Annotated in this window: 10 protein-coding genes; 2 read left to right on the forward strand and 8 right to left on the reverse strand. The window is 67.4% G+C overall.

The annotated features are described in order from the left end of the window. Nucleotides 1-157 precede the first annotated feature (157 nt). On the reverse strand, nucleotides 158-826 hold the full coding sequence (locus tag BTE28158_RS18490; protein WP_174920004.1) for a TetR/AcrR family transcriptional regulator: 669 nt from the start codon (nucleotides 824-826) through the stop codon (nucleotides 158-160). A gap of 73 nt (nucleotides 827-899) precedes the next feature. Between BTE28158_RS18490 and BTE28158_RS18495 the strand changes: the two genes are divergently transcribed. Beyond that, the gene (locus BTE28158_RS18495; protein WP_174920006.1) at nucleotides 900-2,552 is read left to right on the forward strand and encodes an acyl-CoA dehydrogenase family protein; all 1,653 of its coding nucleotides are present in this window, start codon (nucleotides 900-902) and stop codon (nucleotides 2,550-2,552) included. Nucleotides 2,553-2,671: 119 nt separating this feature from the next. On the opposite strand, the gene BTE28158_RS18500 is transcribed toward BTE28158_RS18495, so the two are convergent. The 4 genes from BTE28158_RS18500 to hemE all read right to left on the reverse strand — a co-directional run bounded on the left by BTE28158_RS18500 (nucleotide 2,672) and on the right by hemE (nucleotide 12,009). After that, on the reverse strand, nucleotides 2,672-3,811 hold the full coding sequence (locus BTE28158_RS18500; protein WP_124902785.1) for a branched-chain amino acid ABC transporter substrate-binding protein: 1,140 nt from the start codon (nucleotides 3,809-3,811) through the stop codon (nucleotides 2,672-2,674). Between the two features lie 84 nt (nucleotides 3,812-3,895). Beyond that, a complete protein-coding gene (gene putA, locus BTE28158_RS18505; RefSeq protein WP_059602057.1) occupies nucleotides 3,896-7,828 on the reverse strand; it encodes a trifunctional transcriptional regulator/proline dehydrogenase/L-glutamate gamma-semialdehyde dehydrogenase in 3,933 nt (1,310 codons plus the stop codon). 376 nt (nucleotides 7,829-8,204) lie between these two features. After that, the gene (locus tag BTE28158_RS18510) at nucleotides 8,205-10,466 is read right to left on the reverse strand and encodes a primosomal protein N' (protein WP_174920008.1); all 2,262 of its coding nucleotides are present in this window, start codon (nucleotides 10,464-10,466) and stop codon (nucleotides 8,205-8,207) included. Nucleotides 10,467-10,914: 448 nt separating this feature from the next. Further along, nucleotides 10,915-12,009, reverse strand: coding sequence for a uroporphyrinogen decarboxylase (gene hemE, locus BTE28158_RS18515; protein WP_124627913.1), 1,095 nt, complete (start codon nucleotides 12,007-12,009; stop codon nucleotides 10,915-10,917). A gap of 148 nt (nucleotides 12,010-12,157) precedes the next feature. On the opposite strand from hemE, the gene BTE28158_RS18520 reads away from it, so the two are divergent. Continuing rightward, nucleotides 12,158-12,967: a transporter substrate-binding domain-containing protein gene (locus BTE28158_RS18520; RefSeq protein WP_124627911.1), complete on the forward strand. Its 810-nt coding sequence runs from the start codon at nucleotides 12,158-12,160 to the stop codon at nucleotides 12,965-12,967. A 701-nt stretch (nucleotides 12,968-13,668) separates the two neighbouring features. Here BTE28158_RS18520 and BTE28158_RS18525 read toward each other — a convergent pair. The 3 genes from BTE28158_RS18525 to atpD all read right to left on the reverse strand — a co-directional run bounded on the left by BTE28158_RS18525 (nucleotide 13,669) and on the right by atpD (nucleotide 17,579). Next, nucleotides 13,669-15,396 (reverse strand): AMP-binding protein, encoded by a 1,728-nt coding sequence (locus BTE28158_RS18525; RefSeq protein WP_151049181.1) that lies wholly within the window; start codon nucleotides 15,394-15,396, stop codon nucleotides 13,669-13,671. 258 nt (nucleotides 15,397-15,654) lie between these two features. Continuing rightward, the gene (locus BTE28158_RS18530) at nucleotides 15,655-16,080 is read right to left on the reverse strand and encodes a F0F1 ATP synthase subunit epsilon (RefSeq protein ID WP_006477288.1); all 426 of its coding nucleotides are present in this window, start codon (nucleotides 16,078-16,080) and stop codon (nucleotides 15,655-15,657) included. 104 nt (nucleotides 16,081-16,184) lie between these two features. Further along, complete coding sequence (gene atpD, locus BTE28158_RS18535; RefSeq protein WP_034183838.1) at nucleotides 16,185-17,579, reverse strand: F0F1 ATP synthase subunit beta; 1,395 nt, start codon at nucleotides 17,577-17,579, stop codon at nucleotides 16,185-16,187. Nucleotides 17,580-17,630: the final 51 nt, after the last annotated feature.

Here is a 17,630-nt window from a genome sequence, read left to right on the forward strand (position 1 = left end):
GGCGGCCATGCATTTTTCTCATGACCGGCTATGCGCAATGCTCAATGCCAAGGCCATGTGCCCGGCAATGCATGCGCATCAGGCATCTCCTCCCACGGCCTGCCCACACTCACGACGGGCTTGCGCTGGCCGCCCGAATGCACGGCCACGCCGCGCATCACGCGCCCGCGGCGGCCAGATAGGCGCCCAGGACGGCCTGCAACTCGCCCCGCAACGCGGCGAAGTCCAGCGCCGGCCCGAGCGTGAGCAGCGCCTGCGACACGCCGCCGTAGCAGACCGCATGCGCCATTCGCGCGACCCCGTCGAGCCTCGCTGCCGGCAGCGGATCGCTGCACTGCGCAAGCGCGTCGCGCCACAGCGCGACATACGCGTCGTAATGGCGGCGGTATGCGGACAGCGGCGACACCTGCCGCTCCAGCGCGAAGAACGCACTCCACGGCGCGGCGTCGGCGGCGATCGCATCGACCTGCAGGTCGACGAGCACGGCCGCGAGCTCGGCGCGCGGCACGCCGCGCAGCCCGTGCGCCGCTTCGCGCAGCCGGTCGGCCAGCGCCAGCACGCGCCGGTGGATGCACAGCGCGGCGAGGCTCTGCTTGTCGCCGAAGTATTCGTAGAAGGTGCCGACGCTCACGCCCGCGACGGCCGCGATCTCGCGGATCGTCGCCTTCGCGTAGCCGCGCTCGAGCAAAAGCTGAACGAAGGCCTGCTGGAGCGCCTCGGACGTGGCCTGCGCGCGCGACTGGCGCGGCCGGCGGCGCAACGCGGGCGCGGGTTGCGCCGCCGACTGGCCGGGCGGCGCCGGAACCTGAACATGTCGCGGCGGCATATTTGCTACTCTGAAATTCAGCGGAAACGCGTTTGACCGGCAGACCGCGAAGCACGAGACCGGAGACAGCCCGATGACCGAATCGACCCATGCCATCACGAACCAGTTCGACGAACTGGTCGACTATAACCTCTTCGCCACCGACGTCGCGCTGCGCGAGGCACTCGCCCGCGCGGGCGCCGGCTGGGCCGTGCCGCAGCTCGACGCGTACGGCGCGCGGCTCGGCAGCGCCGACACCGCGCGGCTCGCCGACGAAGCAAACCGCCACCCGCCGGAACTGAACGCGTTCGACCGGCGCGGCCGGCGCATCGACTGCGTCGACTTCCATCCGGCGTGGCACACGCTGCTCGGCATGTACCGCAACGAGGGCTTCGTGTCGCTCGCGTTCCGCGATACGCGCCCGGGCCGCTGGGCCGCGACCGCGGCCGGCTTCTACCTGCACGGCCAGATCGAGGCCGGCACGCTGTGCCCGGCGACGATGACGCAGGCCGCGATCCCGGTGCTGCAGAAGGACCCCGCGCTGTGGGACCTGCTGCGCGACAAGTTGTACAGCGACGACTACGATCCGCGCGACGTGCCGGTCGCCGACAAGCGCTCGATCTGGTTCGGCATGGGCATGACCGAGAAACAGGGCGGCTCCGACGTGCGTGCGAACACGACGCTGGCGAGCGCCGTCGGCGCGGGCGGACGCGGCGGCGAATACCGGCTGCGCGGCCACAAGTGGTTCTTCTCCGCGCCGATGTGCGACGCGCACCTGGTCGTCGCGCGCACCGCGGCCGGCGGCCCGTCGTGCTTCTACGTGCCGCGCTGGCGGCCCGACGGGACGAAGAACGCGGTCGAGATCCAGCGGCTGAAGAACAAGGTCGGCAACCGCAGCAACTCGAGCAGCGAGATCGAGTTGAACGACGCGTGGGGCATCATGCTCGGCGACGAAGGCCGCGGCATTCCGACCATCATCGAGATGGCCACGTACACGCGGCTGAGCTGCGTGCTCGGCAGCGCGGCGATGCTGCGCCAGGGCGTCGTGCAGGCGATCGCGTACACGCGCCAGCGCCATGCGTTCGGCCGCGCGCTCGCCGAGCAGCCGCTGATGCGCACCGTGCTCGCCGATCTCGCGCTCGAAAGCGAAGCCGCGCTCGCGCTCGCGATGCGTCTCGCCGACGCGTTCGAGCGCGACGACTCGCCGCGCGAACGCGCGTGGAAGCGGATCGTCACGCCCGCCGCGAAATTCTGGGTCTGCAAGCGCGCGGTCGAGCTGACCGGCGAGGTGATGGAAGTGTTCGGCGGCAACGGCTACGTCGACGACGGCCCGATCGCGCGGCTGTTCCGCGAAGCGCCGGTCAACTCGATCTGGGAAGGCTCCGGCAACGTGATGTGCCTCGACGTGCTGCGCGCGGTGTCGCGCGAACCCGACGCGGCCGCGGCGCTCTTCGCCGAGCTGACCGACCTCTGCGCGGGCGAGCCCCACATCCGCGCGGCACTCGATGCGCTGCGCGCGAGGCTCGCGGCACCGGCCGATACGCTCGAGGCGTCGGCCCGCGTGTTCGCGCAGCGGCTCGCGCTCGTCGCGCAGGCCTGCCTGCTGCGGCGCGACGCGCCCGCTGCCGTCGCCGACGCGTTCATTGCGACGCGGCTTGCCGCGCCCGACTGGGGCCGCATCGCGGGCGGCTTCGATCCGCACGCGCTCGACGTCGCCGCGCTGCTGCAGCGCGCATACGCGGCCTGACGGGCGCCGAACCGACCGCCGACGCCAAAGAAAAAGCCACCGGACCCGACGGCCCGGTGGCTTCTTCACATGATGCCCGGCACGGCGCCCTTCGACGCCGCCGGCGACTCACGCCATGCTTACTTGCCGCCGATGCTCTTCAGCGGCTTCCACTCGCCCTTCTCGACCTTGTACATCGTGATGCCGCCGTTCTTCAGGTCACCCTTCGCGTCGTACGCGACGTGCGACGACGTGACGCCGGCCATGTCGGTCTTCGCGAGCACCGGCAGGTACTTCGCCGGATCGGTCGAGTCGGCCTTCTTCATCGCGTTGAGCATTGCCATCGCGCCGTCGTACGCGTACGGCGAGTACGTCTGCACGTCTTCGCCGAAGCGCTTCTTGTACTTGTCGGCGTAGCCCTTGCCGCCCGGCATTTCCTCGAGCGGGAGGCCTGCCAGCGATGCGATCGTGCCGTCGGCCGCGTTGCCCGCGATCTTCAGGAACGTCGGCGTCTTCACCATTTCGCCGCTCATCAGCGGTGCGGTGATGCCGAGCGTCTTCATCTGCTTGACCATCGGCGCTGCCTGCGAATCCGCGCCGCCGTAGTAGACGAGGTCCGGCTTCGCCGCCTTCAGCTTCGTCAGGATCGCCTTGAAGTCGACGGCCTTGTCGTTCGTGAATTCACGGTCGACGATCGTCGCGCCGCCGGCCTTCGCGGCCTTCTCGAACTGGTCGGCGAGACCCTGGCCGTAGGCCGTGCGGTCGTCGACGATCGCGATCTTCTTCATGCCGAGATCCTTCGCCGCGAAGGTGCCCGCCACCGAGCCCTGCTGCGTGTCGGACGTCATCATGCGGAAGGTCGTCTTGTAACCCTGCTGCGTGTATTCCGGCGCCGTCGCCATCGCGATTTCCGGAATGCCGGCGTTTGCGTAGATACGCGAAGCGGGAATCGTCGTGCCCGAGTTGAAGTGGCCGAGCATGCCCTTGATGCCGTCGTCGACGAGCTTCTGCGCAACCGTCGTGCCGGTGCGCGGGTCAGCCTGGTCGTCCTGCGTCTCGAGCACGAACTTCACCGCCTTGCCGCCGATCTTCGGGTTCGTCGCGTTGAAGTCTTCCAGCGCGAGCGCGATCCCGTTCTGCATATCCTTGCCGTAGTGCGCCTGGGCGCCCGTCATCGGCCCTGCGTAACCGATCTTCACGTCGTCCGCATGGGCCGTCCCCGCAAGCGACATGACGGCGACGAACGTCGCGCCTGCCAGCTTTTTCATCGTGTGTTGCATAGCATCTCCTTGGTACCAGGGTAAATGGAGCGGCTTCGGGATCGCCTTGCCGCTTCCTTTGTTTGATCCGAACGGCAAGGATGGTCAGCCGATCGTCATCAAATTCGCATTGCCGCCCGCCGCGGCCGTGTTCACGCTCACCGAGCGCTCGGTGAGCAGGCGCTCGAGCGCGTAGTCTTCCGCGTCGCCGTTCTCGAACGCGCCCGCCGACACGCCCTGCACCGACACGATCGGGCCCGGTCGCTGCGCGACGTCCTTCACGAGCGTCTGCAGTTCGTCGCTGTCGCCTTCGAACAGCACCGCGTCGAACGGTGCATCGGCCTGCTTGCGCACGGCCGCATGCCCCTTCAGCGCCGCCGGCAGCGCGGCGACCAGCGCCTCGCCCGCCGCGCCGGCGAACAGCGCGCGGTTGCCCGTCGCGAGCACCGCCGCGAACTGCGCGCGCGCGCCGCCCGGCGTGGCCGCGACACACAGCACGGTGCCGCGCGGGCCGAGTGTATACGTGTTTCGCTCGCCCGTCGGCCCGGTCAGCACCGCGGTCGCACCGGCCGGCACCTGCGCCAGATAGCCGTCGCAGCGTGCGGCCAGCGCCGGCTCGCGCTGCTCGATCAGCCAGTCGCGCAGCGTCGTGAGCGCCGCCGCCGGGTTGCCGCGTGCGTCGCCTTCGACCGCGCCGTCCGCGATCAGCATCTGCGCGAGCGAGCGCGGCAGGCCCGACGGACGCGTCGCGAGCAGGCGCTGCAGGTACAGCGCGCCGCCGGCCTTCGGGCCCGTGCCCGACAGCCCTTCGCCGCCGAACGGCTGCACGCCGACCACCGCGCCGATCACGTTGCGGTTCACGTAGATGTTGCCGACGTGCGCGTTCGAGATCACGTGCGCGATCGTCTCGTCGATCCGCGTGTGGATGCCGAGCGTCAGGCCGTAACCCGTCGCGCGGATCTGCTCGAGCAGCTTGTCGAGCTGGCTGCGGCGATAGCGCACGACGTGCAGCACCGGGCCGAACACTTCACGCTTCAGCTCGTCGATGCTGCCGATCTCGATCAGCGTCGGCGGCACGAACGTGCCGTGTGCGCAGGCTTCCGGCGACGACAGCTGCGTGACCGCGTGGCCCTTCTCCTTCATCGCCGCGACGTGCGTGTCGATCGTCTGCTTCGCTTCGGCGTCGATCACCGGGCCGACGTCGGTCGACAGCCGGTCCGGGTTGCCGAGCGCCAGCTCGTGCATCGCGCCCTTGAGCATCGTCAACGTGCGGTCCGCGACGTCGTCCTGCAGACACAGAACGCGCAGCGCCGAACACCGTTGACCAGCGGAGTCGAACGACGACTGCATCACGTCCGCGACGACCTGCTCCGCGAGCGCCGACGAGTCGACGATCATCGCGTTCTGGCCGCCCGTTTCCGCGATCAGCGGAATCGGCTTGCCGTCCGGGTCGAGGCGCGCGGCGAGCGTCTTGTTGATCAGGCGCGCGACTTCGGTCGAGCCGGTAAACATCACCGCGCGCGTGCGCGGATCGGCGACCAGCGCCGCGCCGACGGTCTCGCCGGTGCCCGGCAGCAGCTGCACCGCGCCGGCCGGCACGCCGGCCTCGCGCAGCAGGCGTACGGCCTGGGCGGCGATCAGCGGCGTCTGTTCGGCCGGCTTCGCGAGCACCGTGTTGCCGGCCGCGAGCGCGGCCGCCACCTGGCCCATGAAGATCGCGAGCGGGAAGTTCCACGGGCTGATACAGACCACGGGGCCGAGCGGGCGGTGCGTGTCGTTCGAGAATTCGTCGCGGATCTGCGCCGCGTAGTAGCGCAGGAAGTCGACGGCTTCGCGAATTTCGGCGATCGCGTTCGGCAGCGACTTGCCGGCTTCGCGCACGATCAGGCCCATCAGCGTGTGCATCTGCGCTTCGAGCAGGTCGGCAGCGCGCACCAGGCAGTCGGCGCGTGCATCGACCGGCGTCGCCTGCCAGATCGGCGCGGCGGCCACCGCGTGCGCGAGCGCCGCGCTCACGTGTTCGGCCGTCGCTTCGCTGACGGTGCCGACCAGGTCGCGCTGGTCGGCCGGGTTGCGCACGTCGCGCGCCGGGGCGTCGGCGAGCGCGTCGTCGGCGAGCATCGGCGCCGCGCGCCACGGATGGTGCGCGCTCGCGAGCAGCGCGGACGACAGCGACGCGAGACGATGTTCGTTCGACAGGTCGAGGCCCATCGAGTTGGGACGCTCGTCGCCGTAGAGGTTACGCGGCAGCGGGATCTTCGCGTGCGGCGCGCCGAGCGGCACGACCTTCGATGCCTCGTCGACCGGATCGGCGACCAGTTCCTTCACCGAGACCGTCTTGTCGGCGATGCGGTTCACGAAGGACGTGTTCGCGCCGTTCTCCAGCAGTCGGCGCACGAGGTACGCGAGCAGCGTTTCATGCGTGCCGACCGGTGCATACACGCGGCACGGACGGTTCAGCTTGTCGCGGCCCGTGACTTCCTCGTACAGCGGTTCACCCATCCCGTGCAGGCACTGGAATTCGTACTGGCCGGGGTAGTAGTTCTGGCCGGCCAGGTGATAGATCGCGGCCAGCGTGTATGCGTTGTGCGTCGCGAATTGCGGGTAGACGGCGTCGGGCGCCGCGAGCAGCTTCTTCGCGCACGCGAGGTACGACACGTCCGTATAGATCTTGCGCGTGTAGACCGGATAGCCTTCGAGGCCGTCGACCTGCGCACGCTTGATTTCGGTATCCCAGTACGCGCCCTTGACGAGGCGGATCATCAGGCGGTGACGGCTGCGGCGCGCGAGGTCGATCAGGTAGTCGATCACGAACGGGCAACGCTTCTGGTAGCCCTGCACGACGAAGCCGATGCCGTTCCAGCCGGCCAGCTCCGGATCGAAGCAGAGCGCTTCGAGCAAGTCGAGCGAGATTTCGAGGCGATCCGCTTCTTCCGCGTCGATGTTCAGGCCGATGTCGTAGCGGCGCGCGAGCAGCGCGAGCGCACGCACGCGCGGCAGCAGCTCGCTCATCGTGCGGTCCTGCTGCGAGCGCGAGTAGCGCGCGTGCAGCGCCGACAGCTTGATCGAGATGCCCGGGCCTTCGTAGATGCCGCGGCCGCCGGCGGCCTTGCCGATCGCATGGATCGCCTGCTCGTACGACGCGTAGTAGCGCTGCGCGTCCTCTTCGGTCGTCGCCGCTTCGCCGAGCATGTCGTACGAGTAGCGGAAGCCGCGCGCTTCGTACTTGCGGCTGTTCGCGAGCGCTTCGGAAATCGTCTCGCCGGTGACGAACTGCTCGCCCATCAGACGCATCGCCATGTCGACGCCCTTGCGGATCAGCGGCTCGCCGCCGCGGCCGATCAGGCGCGTGAGCGCCGACGACAGGCCCGCTTCGCTATTGGTCGTCACGAGCTTGCCGGTGATCATCAGGCCCCAGGTCGCCGCGTTCACGAACAGCGACGGCGCGTGGCCGACGTGCGAGCGCCAGTCGCCCTTGCTGATCTTGTCGCGGATCAGCGCATCGCGCGTCGCGCGATCGGGAATGCGCAGCAGCGCTTCGGCCAGACACATCAGCGCGACGCCTTCCTGGCTCGACAGCGAGAACTCGTGGATCAGCCCCTCGACACCACCGCCCGAGCTCTTCTCGCGCAGCGCCTCGACGAGCTGCGTCGCGAGCGTCTGCACGTCGGCCTGCAGGTTCGCGGGCAGGCGCGCCTGGCCCAGCAGGAACGGCACGCATTCCGGCTCGGGGCGGCGATACGCGGCCGTGATCGCCGCGCGCAGCACCGATTGCGGCTGCACGTTCTGCGCGAACTCGAGGAACGGATGCGGCGAGTTGTCGTCGTCGCCGTCCGTCGCCTGGCCGTCGGCGAGCTCCGTCACGCCGCTGTTGCCCGACAGTTCAGGCGGCAGCTGGCCGTGCTCGATCCGCTCGAGATACGCGAAGATCGCCTGCTTGATCAGCCAGTGGGGAGTGCGCTCGAGACGCGCTGCCGCGTCTTTCAGGCGCGAGCGGAGAAGGTCGTCGACTTTGACGCCGAGAGTCGTGCTTGCCATGGTGGGTTCGTGCGCCGGTGCGAGTCCGGCGATGTGGTGTGAGAGGATGCGCGAAATCCTACGGCACGCAATAAAAAGGTGCAACCGAATTGATGGATCGGTTGCACCTTCAAGTTACTCAATATAATCAGCCACTTATGAAGTTGCAACCTAGGGGTTGCCCGTGGTCGGCGGATCGGTGTTTTCCCTGATCGGGGCGAGTCGGCGCGCGTGGGCAACCCTCGGCGTGCACCACCGAGGGGAAAAGCGGGTTGCACTGCGCGGGGTGACAGGGAATTCAGGTGGGTGTGGGACGGGCCGGCAGGCGGCTCGCGCAGGTTGCCGGTTCCGGCCGGCTCGGTATCGGCGAGCGGTGCGCCGGCCGCGCGCGCAGCGCTCAGATATCCAGCGGATCGACCTCGACGCTCCACCGCAGCACGCCCTTCAGCGCACGCAGTTCCGGCTGCCATGCGCGCAGCGCATGCTGCAATGCCGCCCGCGACGCGCTTTCGAGCAACAACTGCGCGCGGTGGACGTTCGCGACCTTGACGATCGTCATCGGCACCGCGTCGTAGACGGTCACGCGATCGGCGCCCGGCAGCCCCGGCAACGCGGCCGCGGCCTGCAGCAGGAACGCGAGCGCCGCATCGAGCGTGCGTCCTTCGGCGCGCAGCAGCGCCTGGTAGACGAACGGCGGCAGATGCGCGTCGCGGCGCTCGCCGAGCGTCGAATTCGCGAAGCCGACGTAATCCTGCCGGCCGAGCGCGTGATACAGCGCGTGACGCGGGTAACGCGTCTGCACGAGCACCTCGCCCGGCAATCCGGCGCGCCCCGCGCGGCCGCTCACCTGCATCAGCTGCGCGAACAGCCGCTCGCTCGCGCGGAAGTCGTGCGAGAACAGCGCGGTGTCGGCATTGAGCACGCCGACGAGCGACACGCGCTGGAAGTCGTGCCCCTTCGCGATCATCTGCGTGCCGACCAGGATGTCGACTTCACCGGCGTGCACGTCCGAGAACAGCGCCTGCGCACTGCCCTTGCGTCGCGTGCTGTCCGCGTCGATCCGCAATATCCGTGCGCCCGGCACGGCCTCGGCGAGCGCTTCCTCGATGCGCTGCGTGCCGCGCCCGAGCGGCGCGATATCGACGTTCCCGCATTCCGGGCACGACCGCGGAATGCGCGCTTCCCAGCCGCAGTGATGGCAGCGCAGCGCATGCTCGGGCTTGTGCAGCACGACGTAGGCGCTGCAGCGCGGGCAACCGGCGACCCAGCCGCACGCGTCGCATGCGAGCTGCGGCGCGTAGCCGCGCCGGTTCAGGAACACGAGGCTCTGCTCGCCGCGCTCGAGCCGCGCCTTCAACGCCGCGACGAGCGGCCCCGACAGCCCGCCCATCGACGCGCGCCCGCGCCGCCGCTCCTCTTCGAGATCGATCAGCCGCACGGTCGGCAGCGTCGCGTCGGCTACCGCGCGGCGCGACAGCGTGAGCCGCGTGTAGCGGCCCTGATCGGCCTGCCACCAGCTCTCGAGCGAAGGCGTCGCCGAGCCGAGCACGACCGGAATGCCGAGATGCTTCGCGCGCCACACGGCAAGATCGCGCGCCGAATAGCGCAGCCCTTCCTGCTGCTTGTATGCGGGCTCGTGCTCCTCGTCGACGACGATCAGTGCGAGCGTCGGCAGCGAAGCAAGCACCGCGAGCCGCGTGCCGAGCACGATCCGCGCGCGGCCCGTGTGCGCGGCGAGCCAGTTGCGCGCACGCTCGCCCTCGGCGAGCCCGCTGTGCAGCGTGACGATCGCGTCGTCGGCGAGCGTGCCCGCGAAGCGTGCGCGGAACGCGGCCTCGAACTGCGGCGTCAGGTTGATTTCGGGCACGAGCACGAGCGCCTGCGCGTCGGGCCGCGCATCGAGCAGCGCGGCGAGCGCATGCAGATAGACCTCGGTCTTGCCGCTCCCGGTCACGCCATGCAGCAGGAACGGCGCGAAGCCCTGCGCGGCGCGGATCGCGTCGAGCGCCTCCGCCTGCTGGTCGGTGAGCGCCGGCGGCACAGTTCGTCCACTGGTTGTCGACAGGTTATCCACAGGTTTGGGCACAGGTGCGTCGGCCCAGCCGATTTCCTCGATGGCGACCCAGCCGTGCGCCGCCCAGTCGTCGAGCGTGGCGGCGGCCTTCGGATGCAACGCCCGCGCATCGGGCAACGTCATCGAATCGGTGTCGGCGAGCGCCTGCGCGAGCCGCCGCAGCGCGGCCCCGCGCGCCGGCAGTGCGTCGGGCAGCGCCGCGCGGCCGGCTTCGGTCAGCCGGTAGCGCACCTCGGGCGCCAGCAGCCGGCCCCAGCGCTCCGCGTCGCGCAGCGCCTGCGGCAACGCCGGCAGCGCGACTTCGCCGCGACCGCGCTGGTAATAGTCGGCCGCGAACGACACGAGCGCGAGCCAATCCGGCGCGAGCGGCGGCAGCTCGGTACAGATCGCGTCGATCGCCCGCAACCGGGACGGCGGCACGTCGGTGTGAGTCGTCACTTCGCAGACGAGGCCGACAACCTGCCGCTTGCCGAACGGCACCTGCACCAGGGTGCCGGGCTCAGGCGCCGGCTGGACGTCGCAGCGGTAGTCGAACAGGGTGGCGAGCGGATGGTCGAGGGCGACCCTGAGGTAGGTGCCGCCCATCACCGCGCTCCGGCGACAGCACGGGGCGCACCGGCGAATTGCACCCGGGTCCGCGCCACGGTGGCGAACTTAAAGTAAAACTTCAGATTCGGCGCTAAGTTTTGGATTCGCATTAGGAATCGCCGTATACCCTGACCAGCCTGTGGATAACTTTGTTGAGAACTCGCCGTTCAACAGCCGCGAAGCGCGCGGGGCCGTGCTTCCCGCTGTTTTCGGCCGCCGTCGGCCGCGCCCCGCGGAGCCTTATTCCATAAGGCTGCTATTCAAATTACGGAACCATAGCGAGACATTTCGACCGATACAGGGCTCTACCGCGCTGCAACGTGGAAAATGTGCATAAGTCAAGTCTTGACAAGCCTTGAATCGGCAACCGGTGCGGGGTTGCGCCCTGTTTAGCGCCGACAGCGAAACGCCGCCACCCCGCAGTGCAGCATGGCAGCGCTTGCGCTTAGCCCACCGATCCGCTACGGATCTTGCGGCTGTGGGTGTGCACTTCGTCGACGAGCTCGGCGACGTGGTCGGGCGACGTGAACTGCGAAATGCCGTGGCCGAGGTTGAATACGTGACCGGGGTGATTGCCGTAGCTGTCGAGCACCGCACGCGCCTGCTCGCGCACCACGGCCGGCGGCGCAAACAGGATCGTCGGGTCGAGGTTGCCCTGCAGCGCGACGCGCCCGGCGACGCGTTCGCGCGCGGCGCCGAGATTGACCGTCCAGTCGAGGCCGACCGCGTCGACGCCGGTCGCCGCGATTTCCTCGAGCCACAGGCCGCCGCCCTTCGTGAACGTGATCACCGGCACGCGCTCGCCGTCGTGCTCGCGCTTCAGCTGCGCGACCACGCGACGGATGTAGTCCAGCGAGAAGCGCTGATATGCGCCGTCCGCGAGTGCGCCGCCCCACGTATCGAAGATCATCACGGCCTGCGCGCCGGCTTCGATCTGCGCGTTCAGGTACGCGGCCACGGCCTGCGCGTTCACGTCGAGGATCCGGTGCATCAGGTCGGGGCGCGAATACGCCATCGACTTCACCGTGCGGAAATCATCCGACCCGCCGCCTTCGACCATGTAGCACGCGAGCGTCCACGGGCTGCCCGAGAAGCCGATCAGCGGCACGCGCTGGCGGCCCTGGCCGTCGGTCAGCGCGCGGCGGATCTCGCGCACGGCGCCCGTCACGTAACCGAGCGTCTCCTCGATGTCCGGCACCGCGAGCTTCGCGACGTCGGCCTCGGTGCGCACCGGATGCGCGAACTTCGGCCCTTCGCCGACCTGAAAGTCGAGGCCGAGGCCCATCGCGTCGGGAATCGTCAGGATGTCCGAGAACAGGATCGCTGCGTCGAGCGGGAAGCGCTCGAGCGGCTGCAGCGTCACTTCGGTCGCGTAGTCGGGATTCTTCGCGAGGCCGAGGAAGCTGCCGGCGCGCGCGCGCGTCGCGTTGTATTCGGGCAGATAGCGGCCGGCCTGACGCATCAGCCAGATCGGCGTGTAGTCGGTCGGCTCGCGCAGAAGCGCACGCAGGAAGGTGTCGTTGAGCAGGGTATGGGCCACGGTAGGAGCGACGAGCGAAGGCAAAGCGGCATTTTACCGGAGCGCGGCCGCACGGCTGCGTATGCCGATGCGATGGCGGCCATATGACGCGCGCGATGGCTCCGTTATGATCGGACGCTGATATCGAACCGACCGAAGGAGGAGACCGATGAAGACATTCGCCACGCTGGCCACGCTCGCCGCTGCCATGCTTTGCTGCGCCGCCGCGCACGCGCAGGGTACGACCACGACGGCGGCCCCGACCACCGCGGCCGTCGGCTCGCGGCTCGACGACGTGGTCGCACGCGGCACGCTGCGCGTGTGCACGACGGGCGACTACAAGCCGTATTCGTACTACCGCGCGGACGGCCGCTTCGAGGGCATCGACATCGACATGGCCGAGTCGCTCGCGAAATCGCTCGGCGTGAAGGCCGAGTTCGTGAAGACGAGCTGGTCGAACCTCACCAACGACTTCGTCGCGAAGTGCGATGTCGCGGTGGGCGGCGTGTCGACGACACTCGAGCGCCAGAAGCGCGTGTTCTTCACGCAGCCGTACGTGGTCGATGGCAAGACGCCGATCGTGCGCTGCGCGGACGCCGACAAGTACCAGACCGTCGCGCAGATCGACCGGCCCGAGACCCGCGTGATCGTGAACCCGGGCGGCACCAACGAGCGCTTCGCGAAGCAGTTCTTCACGCATGCGAACCTGAGCGTCTATCCGGACAACGTGACGATCTTCAAGCAGATCCTCGCGGGCAAGGCGGACGTCATGGTGACGGATGCGTCCGAGACGCTGCTGCAGCAAAAGCTGAATCCGGGCCTGTGCTCCGTGCATCCGGACAAGCCGTTCCAGTTCGGCGAAAAGGCATACATGGTGCCGCGCGGCGACGTCGTCTTCCAGCAGTACGTCGACCAGTGGCTGCATCTGGCGCTATCGTCCGGCGAATACCAGGCGATCTCCGACAAGTGGCTGAAGTGAGCACGATCGCTCGCGGGACGGGCATCCGATAACGACATGGACCCCGTTGTTGCCGCCGGCCGCGCACCCCGCCGTTACACATCGGCGTGGCGCGTGGCCGGCGTGAAATCGCGAAAACCGGCCGAATGGCCGACTATCGCGTGCCTCAATCACGTTTCAAAATCTTTCCGACGAATGAATCGTCATGTGCGGTATCTGCCGCGTGATGCACATTCCGGCGTGTAAATCGGCATTTCATCGACGCCGATACGCATGAAAAACGCATTATGCGCACCCGATGAAAACTCTGCGGAAATGACGAGTAAATATGACCTTCTTCAGGACCCCGAAAACAGAAAAAAATCCCGGAAAGCCTTATCTGGCGGGCGTTACAACCTGAAACACTTTGTTACCGTGAGGGATCATTAATTCGCCCACAATGGGCTCAACGGTTTCAACACGGATGCGGTCTCGTGTGCCAAGTGTGAGCGGACGCGAAGCGCTGCGAGCCAGTCGGTCACGTACCGAAGCCCTTCCGAGGGGCATCCCTGTTGGAGTCGTTTCCGGCTCCCGCCGGACTCGGTTTCATCTTTGGTCTCCTCGCGCTAACCCCGTAGCGTGTGGTTTTTAGCGGGCTAATAAGCCCGCTTTTTTTCGTCCATCGAAAACGCAACGGCCCGCAGGCCGCCGCGTTCGTCCCGCCGCCGGGCCGCTTGCTCGTATCAAGCGGTCTTCTGCACGTCGAGCTTCAGTTCGTCGATCATCCGTTCGCGCATCACGAATTTCTGCACCTTGCCCGTCACCGTCATCGGCAGCTCGTCGACGAAGCGGATGTAGCGCGGAATCTTGTAGTGCGCGATCTGGCCGCTACAGAACGCGCGCACGTCATCCTCGGTCATCTGCTCGTTCGCGCGCAGCACGATCCACGCGCACAGCTCCTCGCCGTATTTCGCGTCGGGCACGCCGAACACCTGCGCGCTCTGAATCTTCGGATGCCTGAACAGGAATTCCTCGATCTCGCGCGGATACACGTTCTCGCCGCCGCGAATCACCATGTCCTTCAGCCGGCCGACGATGTTGCAGTAGCCGTCGGCGTCGAGCGTCGCGAGGTCGCCCGTATGCATCCAGCCGTCGACCAGCACCTCGCGCGTCTTCGCGTCGTCGTCCCAGTAGCCGAGCATCACCGAGTAACCCTTCGTGCACAGCTCGCCCGTCGCGCCGACCGGCACGATCTCGCCGGTTGGGTCGACGATCTTCACCTCCAGGTGCGGCTGGATGCGGCCGACCGTCGTCGTGCGCTTCTCGAGCGGATCGTCGGTCGAGCTCTGGAACGACACGGGGCTCGTCTCCGTCATTCCGTACGCGATCGTGATCTCGGACAGATGCATCTGCGACACGACGCGCTTCATCGTCTCGATCGGGCACGGCGAGCCGGCCATGATCCCGGTGCGCAGCGTCGACAGGTCGAACTTCGCAAAGTCCGGATGATCGAGCTCCGCGATGAACATCGTCGGCACGCCGTGCAGCGCGGTGCAGCGCTCCTCGGCGACGGCCGCGAGCGTCGCGACCGGATCGAACGCCTCGCCGGGGAACACCATCGCCGCGCCCTTCGACACGCACGCGAGCACGGCCAGCACCATCCCGAAGCAGTGATACAGCGGCACCGGGATGCAGAGCGAATCCTGCTCGGTGAAGCGCATCGCCATCGCGATCGAGCGCGCGTTGTTGACGACGTTGCGGTGCGTGAGCGTCGCACCCTTCGGGCTGCCGGTCGTGCCGCTCGTGAACTGGATGTTGATCGGATCGGTGGCCGCGAGTGTCGCGCCGATTGCGTCGAGCCGCGCGACATCGAGCGTGTCGCGGCCGCGCGCCATCACGTCCGCGAAGCGGAACATGCCGGCCGGCGCGACCTCGCCCATCGACACGACCGTGCGCAGGCTCGGCACGCGTGCCGCATGCAGGTCGCCCGGCGTCGCGCCCGCGAGCTCCGGCGCGATCGTCTGCAGCATCTCGACGTACGCCGACGTCTTGAAGCGCTCGGCCGCGATCACGGCCTTGCAGCCGACCTTGTTCAGCGCGTATTCGAGTTCCGCAAGCCGGTAGGCCGGGTTGATGTTGACGAGGACTGCGCCGATGCGCGCGGTCGCGAATTGCGTGAGCAGCCATTCGCTGCGGTTCGGCGACCAGATGCCGACGCAGTCGCCCTTCACGATCCCGAGCGCGGCGAGGCCCGCCGCGAGCACGTCGACCTCGTGCGCGAACGCGCGCCAGGTCCAGCGCACCTGCTGTTCGCGGAACACGACGGCCGGGCGATCGGGGAAGCGGCCCGCCGTGTCGAGCAGGAACCGGCTGATCGTCGCTTCGGATAGCGGCACGTCGGTCGCGCCGCGCACGTACGACAGTCCGTTTTCGGGCGCGATCAGCGCCCCCTTGCCAAGGTCTGCTGCCATCGATGTCTCCGTCCGTTTTTGTCTGATCGGCGCAACACGCGGCTGACGCGCGCGCCTGCTCCGCCACGATCGCGGCGGACTGCCTCTGCGCGGATGATGCCGCGTTCTGCTGACGACACTCTGACATCAAATCGCGGCGGGCGGATGAAATAGCACGACCGGACGATACGATCCGGCCCGCAAAAAACCGACGAAAACGACGGACGAAAAAAAAGCAGCCCGAAGGCTGCTTTCTTTCGCGGGATACGCGCGCGCGGCTCAGTGCCGGCTGCGAATCTTCGCCAGACGCTGGATCGCTTCGAGCTGCGCCATCGCGGTCGCGAGCTCCGATTGCGCCTTTGCGAGGTCGAGGTCCGACTTCGCGTTCTGCAGCGTTTCCTCGGCACGCTTGCGCGCTTCCTCGGCTTTCGCCGCGTCGAGGTCCTTGCCGCGGATCGCGGTATCGGCGAGCACCGTCACGGCGCCCGGCTGCACTTCGAGAATGCCGCCTGCGACGAACACGAATTCGTCGTTGCCGCCCTCGACTTCGATGCGCACCGCACCCGGACGAATCCGCGTGATCAGCGGCGTGTGACCCGGCAGAATACCCAGCTCACCCGTTTCGCCCGGCAGCGCGACGAATTTCGCCTCGCCCGAGAAGATCTGCTCTTCCGCGCTGACGACGTCTACTTTGATGGTTGCCATATCGACTCCTGGTTGAGCGTATTACGTGGGCGCCCGTCCGTGAAAAGATGCCATCGAGACATCCTTCACGAACGCACAGGCGCCCGCTGCGTTACACCCGACCTTTACTGGATCTTCTTGGCCTTTTCGAAGGCTTCGTCGATCGTGCCGACCATGTAGAACGCCTGTTCCGGCAGGTGGTCGCACTCGCCGTCGACGATCATCTTGAAGCCACGGATCGTTTCCTTCAGCGGCACGTACTTGCCCGGCGAGCCCGTGAACACTTCAGCGACGTGGAACGGCTGCGACAGGAAACGCTGGATCTTACGAGCGCGCGCGACCGACAGCTTGTCTTCCGGCGACAGTTCGTCCATACCCAGAATCGCGATGATGTCGCGCAGTTCCTTGTAGCGCTGCAGCGTCTGCTGAACGCGACGGGTGATCGAGTAGTGCTCTTCACCGATCACGTTCGGGTCGATCTGGCGCGACGTCGAGTCGAGCGGGTCGACCGCCGGGTAGATACCCAGCGAAGCGATGTCACGCGACAGAACGACGGTTGCGTCCAGGTGGCCGAAGGTGGTTGCCGGCGACGGGTCGGTCAAGTCGTCCGCAGGGACGTACACGGCCTGAACCGACGTAATCGAGCCCTTCTTGGTCGACGTGATGCGTTCCTGCAGCTTGCCCATTTCTTCAGCCAGCGTCGGCTGATAGCCCACTGCCGACGGCATACGGCCGAGCAGTGCCGACACTTCGGTACCGGCCAGCGTGAAACGGTAGATGTTGTCGACGAAGAACAGCACGTCGAGGCCTTCGTCACGGAAGTGCTCGGCCATCGTCAGGCCGGTCAGCGCAACGCGCAGACGGTTGCCCGGCGGCTCGTTCATCTGGCCGTACACCAGCGCGACCTTGTCGAGAACGTTCGAGTCCTTCATTTCGTGGTAGAAGTCGTTCCCTTCACGGGTACGCTCGCCCACGCCCGCGAACACAGAGTAACCGCCGTGTTCCTTCGCGATGTTGTTGATGAGCTCCATCATGTTGACGGTCTTGCCCACGCCAGCACCGCCGAACAGGCCAACCTTGCCGCCCTTTGCGAACGGGCAGATCAGGTCGATAACCTTGATACCCGTTTCGAGCAGCTCGGTCGACGGCGACAGTTCGTCGAACGCCGGAGCCTTCTGGTGGATCGAACGCGTATGTTCGCTCACGATCGGGCCGGCTTCGTCGATCGGACGGCCGAGCACGTCCATGATACGACCGAGGGTCGGCTTGCCGACCGGCACCGAGATCGGATTTGCCGTGTTCTTCACGGTCAGACCGCGGCGCAGGCCGTCGGATGCACCCAGACAGATGGTACGGACAACGCCGTCGCCCAGCTGCTGCTGGACTTCGAGCGTCAGTTCCGAGCCATCGAGAATGAGCGCGTCGTAGATCTTCGGCATGCTGTCGCGCGGGAATTCCACGTCGATAACGGCGCCGATGCACTGTACGATCTTGCCTTCTACCAAAGCAGCAGTACTCATCGCTTTTCCTTTAAATACCTGATTCTTTACTCGCGCAAAGGCGCAGTTGTC

This window comes from Burkholderia diffusa (genome assembly GCF_902499115.1).
Taxonomy (GTDB): Bacteria; Pseudomonadota; Gammaproteobacteria; order Burkholderiales; family Burkholderiaceae; genus Burkholderia; species Burkholderia diffusa.

Coding starts and splice junctions, on each gene's coding strand:
- BTE28158_RS18490 (WP_174920004.1), bottom strand. CDS start 826: ATGCCGCCGCGACATGTTCAGGTTCCGGCGCCGCCCGGCCAGTCGGCG.
- BTE28158_RS18495 (WP_174920006.1), top strand. CDS start 900: ATGACCGAATCGACCCATGCCATCACGAACCAGTTCGACGAACTGGTC.
- BTE28158_RS18500 (WP_124902785.1), bottom strand. CDS start 3,811: ATGCAACACACGATGAAAAAGCTGGCAGGCGCGACGTTCGTCGCCGTC.
- BTE28158_RS18510 (WP_174920008.1), bottom strand. CDS start 10,466: ATGGGCGGCACCTACCTCAGGGTCGCCCTCGACCATCCGCTCGCCACC.
- BTE28158_RS18520 (WP_124627911.1), top strand. CDS start 12,158: ATGAAGACATTCGCCACGCTGGCCACGCTCGCCGCTGCCATGCTTTGC.
- BTE28158_RS18530 (WP_006477288.1), bottom strand. CDS start 16,080: ATGGCAACCATCAAAGTAGACGTCGTCAGCGCGGAAGAGCAGATCTTC.
- atpD (WP_034183838.1), bottom strand. CDS start 17,579: ATGAGTACTGCTGCTTTGGTAGAAGGCAAGATCGTACAGTGCATCGGC.
- putA (WP_059602057.1), bottom strand. CDS start 7,828: ATGGCAAGCACGACTCTCGGCGTCAAAGTCGACGACCTTCTCCGCTCG.
- BTE28158_RS18525 (WP_151049181.1), bottom strand. CDS start 15,396: ATGGCAGCAGACCTTGGCAAGGGGGCGCTGATCGCGCCCGAAAACGGA.